Below are 16751 nucleotides of genomic sequence, written 5' to 3'. Positions count from 1 at the left end.
CATACTCCGCTACGCTCCGTATGGACTCGAATGTGCGGGCGGCTGCGCGCCAGTCTTTGCCCGTCACCGCCGGGAGCGGAGAACGGACAAGAACTGACCGCTATAGCGCATACTTTTGAAGCAAAATTACTATTTTGCACAAAAGAACACGCCATAGCCGCCCGCACATTGTGCTTCATGATCAGATACCAATAATCAATGATAAAATTCTTTAGAAAAATTAGACAAAAAATGCTTATTGATAATAAATTTAGTAAGTATCTGATATATGCGATTGGCGAAATTATTCTTGTTGTTATCGGAATTTTGATTGCACTTCAAATTAACAACGCTAGCAATTACAAAAAACAAAGAAAAATTGAACAGAAATATTTATTATTGCTTGAATCGGAATTTAAAAATAACCTGACTAAAGTGAATAATGAAATTCAAGAAAATCAGCAACGTATTGATGCCGTTAATGAGATGGTACCACTCTTTGATAAGAGCATTTCGGATACTGTGAGTAATCAAACAATTTTTAAATTATTTTCTAAAATTTTTGGCACCTCTTTAAATTATGAGCCTTCAAATGGAGTTTTGACCGATATATTAAGCTCTGGAAAACTTGATTTATTCCAAAACGAGCGATTAAGAGAACACTTGGCATCATTTGAAAGTTCAATGGGGTTTTACAAACAACAAGAGAGTGTGGCTAATTCTATCAAAACTGATTTACAAAAATTATATTATAAAAAAGGTAGCGTTAGAAATATTATGAAATCATTTGGTAGCGAATTTGAACATCAATCAATTTCAGAAAATACAAATGTAAAAGAGATTTTTGAATCAATTGAATTTGAGAACTATCTTTTAGATTACTATATGACTATCGTAGGGGCAAATAATGACAATTATTTATCAGGATTAAAAAAAGAAATTGAAGGGATTTTACACGAGATAAAGGAAGACCAGAATAAATAACGAAAGCACAACAATGGCTATAAGTAATTGCTTGTTCTCGCCTACTTCTGAAAATCCTCGCGGATTTTAGTTTGGTATATACTTACAAAGTTGAGTGCTAACCCACGCAATTACTCATAGCCTAGACCGTTCGAGTCCATACTCCGCTACGCTCCGTATGGACTCGAATGTGCGGGCGGCTGCGCGCCAGTCCTTGCCCGTCACCGCCGGGAGCGGAGAACGGACAAGAACTGACCGCTATAGCGCATACTTTTGAAGCAAAATTACTATTTTGCACAAAAGAACACGCCATAGCCGCCCGCACATTGGCATTCATATAAACCAAGAGTTCGAATTTATTGGAAATAACCAAAACATACAGACCGAATATTCCACTGAATAGATTTGTGAATCTAATATGGTATGGGTATGACTCAAACCTATCTATTGAATCTAGTCATTACGCTGCATTGTTTACCGAGTTAATCTTTAACTATGGAGACACGTTTTCAGTTAGCGGACAGAATGTAGAGTATTATTCAGGTAGTCAGTCATATCAAATAATATCAGGGCTAAAAACTCGACCTTTTATTACGAAAATCTCAGGAACATATAGAAGTGTAGGTATTCTTCTGAAGCCTTATTGTTTCGGTATATTGATGAATAATTTTGGGACAAAAAACTTTGAACAACTTTCCGAAGTAATTCAAGAAACAATTATAGCTTCCGAGAAACCGACTTTTAAAAAAGCAGAGAAACACCTATTGGATATATTTACCAAGAACCAAATAGATTTAGACTTCATTAGATTTGAAGAATTTATTTCAAGAAGCAATTTGAGTAAAGGTTCAATTCGAGATTTTAATGCAAGTATTTCTATCTCTCAGAAGGGTTTCATTCAAAAATTTAAAAAATATTATTGTCTTACACCAAATGAATACTTTCAATTGAACAAAGTAAATCAGGCAATTGATTTAATAGAAAATGAAACATGCTTTAATTTAACGGATATAGCTTTAAAATCAGGGTTTTATGACCAATCGCATTTTATAAGGACCTTTAATAAGTTTTGCGGCTACAGCCCAAAGCAACACCTAATTCCTTCCAAAAGGTAAAATCTGTACAATTTTTTTCGCCTCAGAAAAATGAACTTTGTGCTTTTAATTCTAAATGATAGTTATGGACAAAGCGAACAAAGTTTTTATTGCCACTAGTCTTGATGGATTTATTGCTGACAAGAACGGAGGCCTAGATTGGTTGTATTCAGTACCTAACCCAAACAATGAAGATAATGGCTATGTGGAATTTATGTCGAGTGTTGATGCACTCGTGATGGGAAGAAATACTTTTGAAACCATCCTAGGATTTGATATAGATTGGCCTTATGAAAAGCCCGTTTTTGTCTTGAGTCGCAGTTTAAAAACGATACCCGAAAGCCATAGAGAAAAAGCTTTTTTAGTGAATGGCCCACTAACTGAGGTGTTAAAACAGATTCACGAAAGAGGACATTATGGTTTGTATATTGATGGTGGTTCTACCATACAAAGTTTCCTTAAGGAAGATTTGATAGATGAAATTATTATTTCCAGGATACCTGTAATACTTGGCAGAGGGTTTCCTTTGTTTGATGAGTTGCCTAATAAATTGGAGTTTGAATTAACTCAGACAAAAGTGTTCTTAAACCAAATAACGCAGAGTAGGTATATACGGAAAAAATAAAATACGAAATGCCAACAATGTATAAACGCAATAGCGGTTCAGGTGCAAACTTGAACCGCTATTGTTTTATTTAACTATCTTTTCAACCGAAAAGCAGTTGCATAAATCCCGCTACTGCGCTTATACGAGACGTTCGAGTCCATACTCCGCTACGCTCCGTATGGACTCGAATGTGCGGGCGGCTACGCCTGCCAGTCCTCGCCCGTCACCGCCAGGAGCGGAGAACGGACAAGAACTGGCTGCTATAGCGCATACTTTTGAGCAAAATCACTATTTTGCACAAAAGAACACGCCATAGCCGCCCGCACATTCTACTCCATTGAAACGAACTAAAATACATACAACGAAAAAACTAGAAAAGTTGATCAAAAAATTGATTTCAACCGATCAAAATGTTGAATATGGAAAACTCGGAAAGTGGAACGCAACGGTTTTCTATGTAGACCGGAAAAAATGCTGGCTGCTGACAAATGGAATTACTAAATACAACGTAATCTTGACTGACATAAAATCCGCAGATTTAAAAAACATTGATTCCATATTTAAAAATGCGTTTTATGCTCAACTAATTTATGATGGAATAATAACGGACTTTGAAAATCTTGAGTCAATTACTGGCGGACTAATTTTTTTACCGACTGATAATGATCGAAGTACTACTGCATTTCAAAACCAAAGATTATATGAATTGGATTGGTGGAAATATGATTTTGGAGCTTTAGAAAATATGCCTATTAAAGATTTAACAAACAGAATGAATACAAGCCCTATACATATTGGTAAGGGAAGAAAAATGTCTGACTATACCGATTCGATAAGAGAAATGAGAAAGATAATTACGGAATAAAAAAACGGTGTAGAACAACACCTATGCGATAATGCGGGTTTTGGTTTGATTTGAAAGGTTATTGCCTATTTGGTTTGTCGCCAAAGTATTAAATTTAGTATTTTAGAAAATATAAAAACAAAACATAAACTTTGGCTAAGTGCTAGCTCGAAAACCAGTGGTTTTCTGCTTCCGCACTACGCATAGCTAAACGTTAGCACACATATAAAACAAACATCACGATTGAATGAAAAATTTTGAAGAAAGATTAAAAGGCGGACATTCAAACTCATTAGGAAATACAGTTGAGATTGTGGATGAAGTGCTTGCTGAAAATGAACTCTTCAATAAGCTTTTCAACTGCTATTTTAGTAATGACGAGATTGTTCGATTGCGGACTTCAAATGCAATGAAACGGATTTGTAAAGCCAAAAAGACAATTCTAATACCCTATATCGACCGATTTTTGACAGACATCGCGCAAATTGACCAAGCTTCGACACAATGGACTTTATCACAACTGTTCGGAATGCTTGAGAAAGATATGGACGAAAAACAAATCGAACAGGCGAAAAAAATTATGAAAAATAATCTCGCAAATCATAACGATTGGATTGTGCTAAATCAGACTATGGATACGCTGACAAAATGGTCGAAAAAAGATGCGGAATTGAAAACGTGGATTGAGCCGCATTTGGAAAGATTAACAGCGGACGAAAGGAAATCTGTTTCTGGACGAGCGCAAAAAATGCTCGAAAAAATAAACGGATAAAATACATGTGCTAACACTGTATATAAATAATTGATAATCAGTTTATTATTCCGAAGTTAAGGCTTATTTGGAAAGTTGCCCAAATTTTTAAATTTGACGATTTCCAACAAAAAGATAAATAGAAAAATTTAAAAATCTGGCTTGTGGCTCAACCGAAAATTAATCACTAATTTACACGTAACGAGCCATACACAAACCCGTTCGAGTCCATACTCCGCTACGCTCCGTATGGACTCGAACGTGCGGGCGGCTACGCCTGCCACTCCAAGTCCGCTCCCCGCGAAAAGCGAGAGAACGGACAAGAACTGGCTGCTATAGCGCATACTTTTGAGCAAAATCACTATTTTGCACAAAAGAACACGCCATAGCCCGCCCGCACATTAGCAAAAATTAGATAATATCAAAAATTTTCAGATAAACATACAAGGCCCAGAATTTGAATACTCTGATAATGAAATTAATCTGATTAAACACTGGGAAGAGGCAAGTAAAGTTTTTAAAGAATATACTTTCACTTATCACAAAGCGAAAATTACTATTCATTCTGATTTTAGTGATATTTTCATAAAGGCTAAAAAACACAATGACTTTTGGGGTGGAGATATCGTTATGAATATTTCCTATGACAATTCCGTGGAAATTCCTAATCGAGAAAATTTTGAAAACTTTTTAATTACAAGCTATTTAGATGTTTTGTTTCTTTGTCTTAATCTATCTTTACCAGGCTCATTATCAATAAAATCATCGGTTATTTTTCATAGAAATTTTAATGATGATATAAATCTTTTTTCAGGATATTTACATAGTTCTTTCAATGTTTCTTCAAAATTTGGAGGTTGGCCACAAATTCAAGTTCTACCATTAAAAGATGTGGTAAATTGGTATAATTCACTAAATGTCGGATTAAAAATAAAAGCAGAAAATGATTTAGAGCGGACATTATTTTCATTATTATATTTTTGCAATGATACCCACGCTGGTTACAACCCTTCATTAGTGGTTTGGATTATTCAAGGTCTCGAATCATTTTTTGGAATCAAATCAAATGATTCAATTATAAGAACCTTAAAGAGGCGGATTTTTCTTCACTTGGGAGCAACAGAACAAAACAAAGTCGTAAACAAAAAAATTAATGAGTTTTATGATTATAGAAGTAAATTTGTTCACGGCGATATGGAGATATTAAAATACGGTTCTGATAAGTTTTTGAGAGAAAAATCGATAGATGATTATTATTCTAAACTTATAGAGTTAAGTGATTTTGGAGCTACTTTAATAATTTCTTGTTTACAAAAGATGATTACTAACGATTGTAAATCTATTGAATTTAAAGAAACGATTGAATATAAATAACTTTTGCTAATCGAGTAGACGGCTCCGCCAATAATTGACGGAGTGCGCCTCTCACACCACCCAGCGTACGGGTCTTCCCGCATCAAGTTCGGGACAGGCTGTACTGGGCGGTTCGTATTATTAGAACTTCACTTTTAGATAGTAATCTAGCATACTTTTGTAACCTCGTTTTCTTAGACGTTTTTCAGTAATAGTCGTACGCAGTATAGGGCTTTGGGCAACAGCCCATCCTCCCATTCTGGTGCGGCTCCAAGCATAAGCCTGTCCCTGTTTAACGCCTAATCTTATGAGGTTCTTGCGTTTGCGCTCAAGTTTCTTCCAATCATGCCATATGCAGTACCGTAATCGGTTTCGCAGCCACTCATCTAGCTTTTTAAGTTTACCCTGTATCTTCCCTAAACGGAAATTGTTGAGCCAACCGGTATAGATGGGCTTTAACCTGCTCATCCGTTCTGTGATACTCAACGGCAAGGTTTTCTTGGTGGCATACTTGAGTTTACGCTTTAAGTTAGCCCAGGACTTGTTACTTACTACTAATTGGTATTTCCCTTCTGTACCTTTCTTGTAGACAGGCACAAATCCATAGCCCAACACCTTAAAGGTACTGGGTCTACGTATGCCACTCTTTGCACGATTGATAGGTAGCCCTAGTTTGTCCCTTAGAAAAAGGTACACCTGATTGCCTATGGCGCGGGCTTTTGATTTTGTTGGTGCATAGATGCTAAAATCATCGGCATAGCGCATAAATCTGTAGCCCTTGTACTTTAAGTATTTATCTAGCTGATCCAACAATATGTTAGATAGTAGTGGACTTAATGGGCTACCTTGCGGGATGCCTTTTCTGCGTTTACGTAGCTTTCCATTTATTAAAATGGGGGCACGCAGCCATTTTCGAATCAACCATAAAGTAGTAGGACATTTTACTTTGTAGTAAATAAGTTGTAGCAGCTTGTAGTGAGGTACTTCATCAAAGAAGCCTTGTAGGTCAATATCTACTATGTCCTGATATCCATCATTGATGTAACCCTGACTTTTCAATACTGCCTGCTGTAGGTTCTTCTTTGGGCGAAAACCATAACTCTCTGTTTCGAAATCCAACTCGAAGTAGATGGACAGTTGCTGGCTCACCGCTTATTGTAACCACCTATCCACTACTGTGGGAATACCAAGTAACCTGGTCTTCCCATTACCCTTAGGGATCGTTACCCCTTTGATAGCACTGGCACGGTAACTCCGTGATATAACCTGGTTTGCTAATGCTGAACGGTGTGCGTGTGTATACGCCGTGAGTTCCCCTGTAGTCATACCGTCTATACCTGCACTGCCCTTGTTGGCAATGACTTTTGTCCGTGCAAGGGTCAGGTTTCTTGGAGTGAGTACTTTTGCTATCATTTTAATAATAATAAATGTTCCTGTCCTTTTAGGTATAAGCTACGCAAGCGCAAGACTTACATTCTTATACGAATCCAGACTTAATAATACGTTTAGCCCTTCCTTATCTGTGAGAACTCCACGCTGTAGGCGTGGCTCGTTTCCCATAAGTACTATGGCTTCTGCTGACTTCTCTGTTATGCCAACACGTAGCTACAGAGACCTCCCTCGGTAAGGTAGATAGCTTCCAACCAATGTCTGCCATATCTACTCATTAGCCTTGTCTTGTGGGCGTTACAATGATGTGCTTGCTTACCCAAACTTAATGAGCCTCCGTATATGGTTCCTGTTCGTCAGTACCGGCTTTTGTAGTCCCGCTTACTTCAGACGTGATCTCGCAATCACCACCCTTGCAGCTTATTAATGGTTATGGGCGTTACCCCAACCCATAAGGGACTCCAACCCTCCAGCTAATCCCCTAAAAAAAAGAACTTTAGTCAAATTATTGACTATATTTACCATTCAAGGCACACACGGTATAAACGCAATAGCGGTGGAAGTTATGAAACGAAACAAAACGTAAAAATTCAAGGTCAATTCTAAACCTAAAAGTTAGTGCGTAAAAACCGCTACTGCGCTTATACAAAACCGTTGTGGAGTATATAAATAAATTCTTTTAAATGAAATTTAACTTTGTCAATTTTTTGATTTTTATATTGTGTTTAGTGAGTTGTATAAATCAAGACAAGGAATTTAAAGAATATGGTTATTCAGAAAAGGATAAAGATAATTTAAAAGTTTCATTACAAATAGCGGATTTCCGAACTTATGGAGAGTTTCGTGATCGAATACGTGAAATAACCTGTAACGATAGCTTACCTAAAATCACAATTAACAAAAATAAGGTCACCCGGAATATTTACCCTTTAGAACGTTGTGATCCTGGTTTTTTCGATCCAGAACAAAAACACTATGTGACCTTTACAGATGGAAAAGCTTATCACGAAGGTTATTATTCAAAGAAAATTAATCTAGATTCTTTAGGTAAATTATTACAAAATGAATTCTCATACCATATGACTTCTAAGTCGATTAGAAATCTAGAGTGCTATTTAATAATAATTGAGTCAGAAAGGACTGAAAATTTAGATGGAATAGAAAATTTCTTGGAAAAGATTACTCGTGATTTCGATAATTTGAAAACCAATCTAAAATTAAAAATAGCATTTTGGGAAGTCGTACCACCAATTCTTCCTCTTCCTGCAACAAAAACGAGTTATGAATACTAAAAACGCAACCACAACATCATATATAAAATCAGAGCAATTTACTGCTAAATCTAAAGGCTATTTCCTTTTTGGAATGGCGCTAAATTTTTACAAGTTTAATAAGAAACAAAAATGCGCAGATAAATCAATTGGTTTAGGTATGTTTGGCGTTGTATGCCATATAAAAGATTCTCAAAATGAAATTTAGATTTGTGCTTATATCATTATTTTTTGTTGCCTGTTCAACATCTACGAAGTTGATGCATAAGAATAGTCCTGTAATTGATGCAAAGTCTGATTGGACTGAATATAGAATTGGAAGTGATTGGTACCGTGGACAATGGAGAATCGCGCCAGAAGTTGAACACGACACACTGAAAGTAACTTGCCATAACTCAAAAGTACCATTTGAGTTTAAAACTGATGTTGATAATATACAGTTTATGCTAAAGCCTAACACGTCAAAAGATTTTTATATTCGAATGAATGACACTACATATGCACATACAGTAATTCAAGCTATTAAATTTCGACCAGACCAATTAGAATTTAGTGAATCAAAGGATTCTGGTTTTAATTTTAAATATCAGACGACGGAAAGTGAATATTTAGAAGAATTAAAAAGTGAATATCCTCTAGAGTTTATAACTAGTGGAATGAGTGATAAAGACATCGTCCTTGCAACTTTAAATTGGACAAATAGCCGCTGGCAACATAATGGAAGTAACTCACCATCAAAAAATGATGCTATAACCATACTGAATGAAGCGAAAGAAGGACAGCAGTTTCCGTGCTTTGCCTATGCTATTGTATTGAGATACCAACTTAACATCTTGGGTTACAATGCAAGAACAATTTATTTAAAAACCAAAGATGCAGAGCATAGAACAGGTTCGCCAGGGCACGTAGCAACAGAAGTTTATTTAGATGATTTACAAAAGTGGGTATTTATAGACGGTCAGTTCAATGTAATGCCGGTATTAAATGATACACCATTAAATGCAGTAGAGTTTCAAGATGCAATTAGTAATCAATATGAGAAATTTGAACTTCAAAGCTTGTCTAATCAGAAAACTACTAAAGCCAACTATGTGAAATTTGTTTATGATTACTTGTATTATTTTGACACAAGCTTAGATAATAGGTATGGAGAAAAAGAAAGGTTCAAAATAGATGGCAAACGCTCAATAATGCTTGTTCCATTAGGGGCAGAAAATTTGACTCACATTGACTTTTGGAATATGGATGTCGATTATTGCATTTATACTAACTCTCTAAATGACTTTTATGCAAAACCTAATTAAAATAAATACGGCATAAAACACTGTATAATTGTAATACGGGCGAAAGTGATGAAACCAAAGTAGGTGAAGCCCAAGAAACATATCGGCAAAGTTGAAAGTGTTAGCCTTCTAATCCCGTACTACACTTATACGTTACCGTTCGAATCCATACTCCGCTACGCTCCGTATGGACTCGAATGTGCGGGCGGCTGCGCGCCAGTCCTTGCCCGTCACCGCCGGGAGCGGAGAACGGACAAGAACTGGCTGCTATAACGCATACTTTTGAAGCAAAATTACTATTTTACACAAAAGAACACGCCATAACCGCCCGCACATTACAGCACATAAGAAAAACTGTGAAAAAGAAAACTTATAACTTAATTAATAATAATCAGTTTCTTATAAAGTTCATTTATGGACTTATAATTTTGAATGTTATTTTATTAATACTTGAATCTTACAAAAGTATCAGAAATGAATTTGGTGACTTTTTAGAAATATTCGAGATTATTTCAGTGGTTATTTTTACAATTGAATATTTACTTAGATTATGGACTTCTGACCTTAACGTAACTTATCGAGGAAATTCTTTGAAAAAAAGATTACAATTTGGTTATTCAACTTTTGGATTAATAGATTTGATTGCTATAGTACCTTTCTACTTACCTTTTCTTTTTCCTTTTGATTTGAGAATTGTTAGAATCTTAAGGTTATTCAGACTTTTACGAATTTTTAAACTAGGTAGATATTCAAAATCATTAAAAACTATCAACAGTGTATTGAAAGAGACAAAATCTGAATTAGCAATTACGGTTTTTGTTGCTTTTATTCTTCTTGTGCTATCATCTACTTTAATGTATTATATAGAAAGTGATGTACAACCCGAAAATTTTGCAAGTATTGGGCATTCATTTTGGTGGGCGGTAGCAACTTTAACAACAGTAGGATATGGAGATGTTTACCCAATCACAGCAATAGGAAAAGTTTTAAGTGCAATAATTGCTTTAATTGGTATTGGATTTATTGCTTTACCTACTGGAATTATTAGTTCTGCTTTTATAGAGAAAATACAGGAACAAAAGACTAAAAAAAATAGTAAGTTGTGTAAATGTCCAAATTGTGGAAAAGAAATCAAAAATTACGAGCTGTAACAAGGGCTATAATTGATACGGGACTTAGTGTTTAATCCAAAAGTTAGTGTATTTTCATAGAGTCCGCCAAATCTTTTGATTTGGCTTAAAAATGAAAAATTCAAATAAAATAAAAAGTTTTGGCTAAGTGTTTAAACTAAAATTAATCGCTTATTAATTCCCGTACTAATCTTAGCCGAGACCGTTCGGTAATTAAAACAAGCACTATCAAATGAAATATATTTTTAGAATTTCATTGGGCTTAATCTGCATTTCTACTATAGGCTGTAAGAACAATAAGCCAGATAAAAAAATTCAAAATATAGAGTTGACTGACAACCATTCAGAAAGAATTGACAGTTTAATACAGATTAAAGAACCTCACTTTTTCAACGGCGTTATCCTAATAACCAAAGACGCTGAAATAGTATATAAAAAAGAGTATGGCTATCCGGATTTTGACAATAAAGTACCAATTTCATTGAATGACAAATTCAGAATAGGGTCTAACAGTAAGCAGATTACGGCAGTACTCATTCTAAAAGAAGTTGAAAAAGGTACTATTGATCTACATAAACCAATTAAGGAGTACCTGCCAAATTTCAATCAATCTTGGACGGACTCAGGTAACTGTTCATCACTTATTGAATATGTGTATTGATCTTTCTTTTACCTACAATAGTTTTTTGTCAAAAAGAACTAACTATAAAGCAAATACTAGAGGATTATGCAGTTCTCAAAAAAATTCTACTAGAAGGGCTGGTAGTGTCCCTTTAGAACATTTCACAGAGACTACTTACCGTAATTCAACGGCAATAGAATACAATATTGTAAAACTTGGAACGTACGATTTCAGTCCTCAGGCAGGTATAGCAGTATACCATTGGATGGACTCAAAATTAACAGGAGCTAGAATTTATGACGACTTCGAACCCCCTAAAGCTCATTAAACGATAATTAACACAGTGCATAGAATACAAACTCGCAACCTCGCTTTGATACCACAAACGTGAGCGCTAATATAATTATGACTCAAAACCGTAACAAAAAGAGAAATTAAGTGTCAAATGATAAACAGAATTTTATTTAATGAAAAGAAAACTTAATCTACCGCTCTTATTTTCCTTTGTATTTTTCACTTCCAAAGCTCAAGTCTCAAAAAATACAGAATTATTCAAAAACATTATTCAAAAAGATAGTCTATTATTCAATATAGGCTTCAATAACTGCGACATTAGTCAATTTGAAAACCATTTAGTCAAAGACTTTGAGTTTTTTCACGACAAAGGTGGTAAACAGAACAAAGCTGAATTTTTAAATGCTCTCAAAAATGGATTATGCAAATCACCTGAGCAGTACCAATCGAGAAGAGAATTAATAAATACATCAACAAAGATTTATCCTCTTTATAATAATAAAATTTTGTATGGTGCAATTCAAGTAGGATTGCATAATTTTTACGAAACTCTTAATGGACAGCAAGAGCAATTTGCAAGTTCAGCAGACTTTACTCATGTATGGGTTTTAGAAAATAAGGATTGGAAATTAAAACGAAGTTTGAGTTTCAATCATAAAAGCCAAAAGGAAGAACCAATTATAAACTTATATGACCCATCAGCGCTAAGAAAATGGTTGATTGAAAAGCATGTTCCTGTATTGGGACTTGGAATAATCAATGATGGGCAGTTAGAAGAAATAAAAGTTTTTGGAAATCTAAACAATGAAAAAAAAGCACCTTATAATACTATATTTAATGTTGCATCACTCACAAAGCCAGTTACTGCCTATTTGGCTTTAAAATTAGCGAGTGAAAATAAATTAGATGTAGACGAGCCAGTATACAACTATTGGGTTGACCCGGATTTAAAAAATGATGAGAGACACAAACTACTAACGGTTAGACATATTTTAAGTCATCAAACTGGATTTCCAAACTGGCGGAATAAGCAACTGAAATTTCAATTTACACCAGGCACCAATTATCAATATTCTGGAGAAGGCTTTGAATATTTGAGAAAGGTTTTAGAAATAAAATTCAACACATCCTTAAACCAATTAGCAGAAGAGTTAATTTTTGTTCCTCTAAAAATGAATGACACTCAATATATTTGGGATGAAAATATTGATGATGCACGAGTAGCGAAAGGTTTTAACAAAAACGGTAAAGCTTACGAAACATATAAAAGAAAAACCGCAAATGGAGCAGACGATTTGCTTACCACAATTAAAGATTATGGCACTTTTTTATCTGCAGTGCTCAATGGAAATGGTTTGTCAGAAAAAATATTTAACGAAATGCAAACCAATCAGATAGCATCCCAAAGAGGAAAACACTTCGGGCTTGGTTTTGAAAAATATGACTTTAAAGACGGGAACTTTGCTCTTTCACATAGCGGTGCTGATAATGGTGTTCAAACAATAGCTTTCATTTTTCCGAAAACCAAACAAGGCATATTGATTTTTACCAATATTGACGATGGCTACAAAGTGTATGAAGGTTTACTTAATGAATATTTAGGAGGCTATGGTAGTGAAATCATAGAGATCGAAACCGGAAATAAATAACTACGTGTAAAATTAGCCGTACATAATACCGTTTGAATCCATATAAAAGTAACGTTGCTATTGAATGAAAAATTTTAAAGAAAGATTAAAAGGCGGACATCTAAACTCATTAGGAAACACTACTGAAATTGTGGATGAAGTACTGGCTGAAGATGAGCTCTTCTATGAACTTTTCGACTGCTATTTTTGCAATGACGAAGTTGTTCGATTGCGGACTTCAAATGCAATGAAACGAATTTGTAAAGCAAAAAAGAAAATTTTAATACCTTACATCGACCGATTTTTGACCGAGATCGCCCAAATTGACCAAGCATCAGCGCAATGGACTTTATCTCAATTATTTGGAATGCTCGAGAAAGATATGACCGTAAAACAAATCGAACAGGCGAAAAAAATTATGAAAAATAATCTCGCCAATCACAACGATTGGATTGTTCTTAACCAAACAATGGATACGTTAACGAGATGGGCTAAAAAAGATGCAGAATTAAATGATTGGATAAAACCCCATTTGAAACGATTGATTGCCGATAAAAGAAAATCTGTTTCAAGTCGAGCGAAAAAAATGAGTAATGAATTAGAAAAATAAATATATGTGCTAAAAGTTGTCTAGCGCGCACTTTTGACTCAAAATCGCTATTATGCATAAAAGAACAATGTATGAGTTAAAAAAATACCGATTGAAATTCAGAATATTGTATGTCGAAAATTGAGAATGCTAAACAATTCGCAAAACATTAACGACTTGAGAGTTTCACCTTCAAAATATTCGTCTCCCTATGCTCTGCCAAATGGATTTGAATTTGCATTCCCGCTGTTTACTCTTCAACAGCGATCATGATCTAAACAATCTTTGACCCATGCGCTTGCAATAGTAATGATAGAACCGCATCGGTCAATAGATCGCTTTTCGTTAACCAAAATAGCTTTTCGTACTATCTCCCCTATTATCATCAAATACTGCATGTATAATCTTATTTTTTCGTATACGGCTCATTTCATCGTTTCTACTTTTTAAATGAGTACTGTCAAAATGACAAAATAAGAGACCAAAAACATTGAATTATTCAATTTTTAATCTCATATCCCATAAAGATGATAAAGTAGTTATCAACACGAAAACGTTATAGTACACGCTATCAAGGTTTAAATTGAATATTTCATAATAACTTAGCTAAAATTTAACACAAGAATCACATAACCCTTTAATATTTTACTAATTATGAAATTAACTTTTACGTATACGAAAAATTAGAAATGAAGTTGCGTACGAATAATTTGGTAAGAATCGCTAGCTATTCTTCTATAATCGAATTTTTATATCGCACACTTCAAAAAACAGTTTTTTACATTTTCAAATCAAATTAGAACATCGAGGATTAATAATAATTACTAGTCTAGCCCTATTGCTCGATTAGAAATATAGTACGCTTTAATCCAAAAACTGTTTTTTTTACTGCTATACACTAAAACGCATTTTCATAGTACAACACAAACTCAATATAAATTTTAGATCTGCTATCAGATCTAGCTTAAAAACTTGCACAAATGAAACGAAAAAACTCAAACTTTTTTTTAGTAATCTTAGTATCGGTATTCTTTTTTAGTATTGTCAAAGCTCAAGACGAAGATGTCCTTTTTCAAGCTTTTGATTGGAATGTACAAAATCAACCCCCCGGTCAAACCTGGTACAATGTGCTATCTCAAAACAGAAATCTGATTAAAGATGCCGGAATAGACATGATTTGGATGCCGCCCCCGAGTAATTCTGCCGCTCCACAAGGGTACTTGCCTAGAGAATTATATAATTTGAATAGTGCCTACGGTAGCGAAATCCAGCTTAGAAATTTAATTAGCCAATATCATGCACTCGGTATCAAAGTATTAAGTGATATCGTAATTAATCATCGCGTTGGGACTAATGATGCCGTAACGTTTACAAATCCTGATTGGCCAACATTTTATATTACTGCCGATGATGAAGGGCGAAATTTTGTTTCGGGACCTGTCGATTTTAGTATTAATGGCGACTATGTACCCGGGTTTGCACTAAAGTCTGATGGCTCGAATGGAGGGTTTGCAGCTGCCAGAGATTTAGATCATAAAAATCCGGCGGTACGTGCAGAAATTATCAGGTGGATGAATTTTTTGAAAAACGACGTTGGATTTGATGGTTGGCGATATGATTTTGTTCATGGCTACGACCCAATTTATAATAAAGCGTATAACGATGCAACCAACCCGTATTTTGCTGTAGGAGAGTTACTAGAAAGTAGTCGAATACAAACTAATAATTTTGTGAATTTTGCACAACAATCTTCCTCTGCATTTGATTTTAATACTAAAGTAAGTCTTCAAAACGCCATTAGAGATAATAATCTTTCTTATTTAAGAGACGGGCAAGGCAGGCCCTCGGGAATGATAGGTATTAACCCTACCAAATCGGTAACCTTTCTGGATAATCATGATACCGGCTTAGCACAACAATGTTGTGGCCCTAATTATGTATTCCCCGGGGGTGAAACTAATTTAAGAAAAGGATACGCGTATATCCTTACACATCCTGGCAATCCCGCAGTCTTTTGGACACACTTTTTTGATGCTGGTGCAGGTGTTCGAAATGCAATTAGGGATCTTATCTCTATACGAAAAAGCGTAAGAATTCATGCTGGTTCTACTATCAATATCGTTGAAGCAAGAAATAATCTCTACGCAGCCTATATCGACGGTAGAAATGGAACAATCGCTATGAAACTAGGTAGTAGTAATTGGTCACCAAATGGCAGTGGTTGGACCCTTAGAACATTTGGAAACGATTATGCCGTTTGGACACAAGGTGGAAATAATCTTGATGGCGATGTTGTACCTTCTTTTACTGTCAACTTTAAAAAACCAAATGGATGGGGCAACGCGATTCATGTCTATGCATTTGATGCTGCTGTTGATGCAACACTACCTGGTACCTCTAACTGGCCCGGCCAAACTATGACAAATCTTTCTGGTACCGATTGGTATTCTTTCAGAATAACACCACGTGCAGGAACTTCGGCAAATAACATTAGCGTCATATTTAATGATGGTAGTAATCAACAAACCGCTGATCTATCCAGGGACACAAATGGATGGTTTCAGGTTACCGGTAGTGCAAACGGAAAAAGTATTGGTGACTGGTTTGATGAATGTCCCGTAGAATGCCCTACAGAAACTAAAAGTTTAAACGAAAACAACCCAGCAAAAATTAATTCACAAAAGAACTTCGCAGTTATTGCTCCTAACCCCATAGTTGCTAGCAGTAAACTACATATTTCTACAAATGAAAATGGAATAGTAGAAGTATTTGTTTCAGATATTTTTGGAAATACGAATGTAGTTTTCAACAAGCATACCTCTGCCGGAAAACATACAATAGATATTTCAGAAAATCTTAGAAAACAAAAAGGAATTTTATTTTACACCATTCATTTTAATGGAAAGGTTATACAACAACTGAAAGCTATTCGCCTGTAATCTAGTAGAAATCAT

Annotated in this window: 17 protein-coding genes; 16 read left to right on the top strand and 1 reads right to left on the bottom strand. The window is 35.1% G+C overall.

Features of this window, described 5'->3' with window-relative positions; translation table 11 throughout:
- Positions 1-231: 231 nt before the first annotated feature.
- The 7 genes from J8281_RS12670 to J8281_RS12640 all read left to right on the top strand — a co-directional run bounded on the left by J8281_RS12670 (position 232) and on the right by J8281_RS12640 (position 5612).
- Positions 232-963, top strand: coding sequence for a DUF6090 family protein (locus tag J8281_RS12670; protein ID WP_210198005.1), 732 nt, complete (start codon positions 232-234; stop codon positions 961-963).
- A 338-nt stretch (positions 964-1301) separates the two neighbouring features.
- A complete protein-coding gene (locus J8281_RS12665; protein ID WP_210198004.1) occupies positions 1302-2057 on the top strand; it encodes an AraC family transcriptional regulator in 756 nt (251 codons plus the stop codon).
- A 64-nt stretch (positions 2058-2121) separates the two neighbouring features.
- Positions 2122-2661: a dihydrofolate reductase family protein gene (locus J8281_RS12660; protein WP_210198003.1), complete on the top strand. Its 540-nt coding sequence runs from the start codon at positions 2122-2124 to the stop codon at positions 2659-2661.
- Positions 2662-2821: 160 nt separating this feature from the next.
- On the top strand, positions 2822-2959 hold the full coding sequence (locus J8281_RS12655; RefSeq protein ID WP_210198002.1) for a hypothetical protein: 138 nt from the start codon (positions 2822-2824) through the stop codon (positions 2957-2959).
- 21 nt (positions 2960-2980) lie between these two features.
- Positions 2981-3508: a hypothetical protein gene (locus J8281_RS12650; protein WP_371812612.1), complete on the top strand. Its 528-nt coding sequence runs from the start codon at positions 2981-2983 to the stop codon at positions 3506-3508.
- 226 nt (positions 3509-3734) lie between these two features.
- The gene (locus J8281_RS12645) at positions 3735-4259 is read left to right on the top strand and encodes a hypothetical protein (RefSeq protein WP_210198000.1); all 525 of its coding nucleotides are present in this window, start codon (positions 3735-3737) and stop codon (positions 4257-4259) included.
- Positions 4260-4892: 633 nt separating this feature from the next.
- On the top strand, positions 4893-5612 hold the full coding sequence (locus J8281_RS12640; RefSeq protein ID WP_210197999.1) for a hypothetical protein: 720 nt from the start codon (positions 4893-4895) through the stop codon (positions 5610-5612).
- A gap of 120 nt (positions 5613-5732) precedes the next feature.
- Here the strand turns inward: J8281_RS12640 and J8281_RS12635 are convergent, their stop codons facing one another.
- A complete protein-coding gene (locus J8281_RS12635; RefSeq protein WP_371812611.1) occupies positions 5733-6740 on the bottom strand; it encodes a reverse transcriptase domain-containing protein in 1008 nt (335 codons plus the stop codon).
- Between the two features lie 923 nt (positions 6741-7663).
- Between J8281_RS12635 and J8281_RS12630 the strand changes: the two genes are divergently transcribed.
- The 9 genes from J8281_RS12630 (at position 7664) to J8281_RS12590 (ending at position 16736) form a co-directional block, all read left to right on the top strand.
- On the top strand, positions 7664-8272 hold the full coding sequence (locus J8281_RS12630; protein WP_210197998.1) for a hypothetical protein: 609 nt from the start codon (positions 7664-7666) through the stop codon (positions 8270-8272).
- On the top strand, positions 8262-8459 hold the full coding sequence (locus J8281_RS12625; RefSeq protein ID WP_210197997.1) for a hypothetical protein: 198 nt from the start codon (positions 8262-8264) through the stop codon (positions 8457-8459). Before J8281_RS12630 ends, J8281_RS12625 begins: the two co-directional genes overlap by 11 nt.
- Positions 8449-9555, top strand: a complete 1107-nt coding sequence (locus J8281_RS12620) for a hypothetical protein (protein WP_210197996.1) — start codon at positions 8449-8451, stop codon at positions 9553-9555. The genes J8281_RS12625 and J8281_RS12620 overlap by 11 nt, the downstream gene beginning before the upstream one ends.
- A 335-nt stretch (positions 9556-9890) precedes the next feature.
- Positions 9891-10685, top strand: coding sequence for an ion transporter (locus J8281_RS12615; protein WP_210197995.1), 795 nt, complete (start codon positions 9891-9893; stop codon positions 10683-10685).
- A gap of 211 nt (positions 10686-10896) precedes the next feature.
- Positions 10897-11325: a serine hydrolase gene (locus J8281_RS12610; RefSeq protein WP_210197994.1), complete on the top strand. Its 429-nt coding sequence runs from the start codon at positions 10897-10899 to the stop codon at positions 11323-11325.
- A gap of 25 nt (positions 11326-11350) precedes the next feature.
- Complete coding sequence (locus J8281_RS12605; protein WP_210197993.1) at positions 11351-11614, top strand: hypothetical protein; 264 nt, start codon at positions 11351-11353, stop codon at positions 11612-11614.
- Positions 11615-11753: 139 nt separating this feature from the next.
- Entirely contained in the window at positions 11754-13229 is a 1476-nt protein-coding gene (locus J8281_RS12600; RefSeq protein ID WP_210197992.1) for a serine hydrolase, read from the top strand.
- Between the two features lie 64 nt (positions 13230-13293).
- Complete coding sequence (locus J8281_RS12595) at positions 13294-13818, top strand: hypothetical protein (RefSeq protein WP_210197991.1); 525 nt, start codon at positions 13294-13296, stop codon at positions 13816-13818.
- A gap of 959 nt (positions 13819-14777) precedes the next feature.
- Entirely contained in the window at positions 14778-16736 is a 1959-nt protein-coding gene (locus J8281_RS12590; protein WP_210197990.1) for an alpha-amylase family glycosyl hydrolase, read from the top strand.
- The last annotated feature ends 15 nt before the right edge of the window (positions 16737-16751 follow it).

This window comes from Aquimarina sp. U1-2, assembly GCF_017897595.1.
Classification (GTDB): domain Bacteria; phylum Bacteroidota; class Bacteroidia; order Flavobacteriales; family Flavobacteriaceae; genus Aquimarina.
The sequence above is the reverse complement of the archived record's forward strand: the minus strand, read 5'-3'. Positions and strand labels throughout refer to the sequence as shown.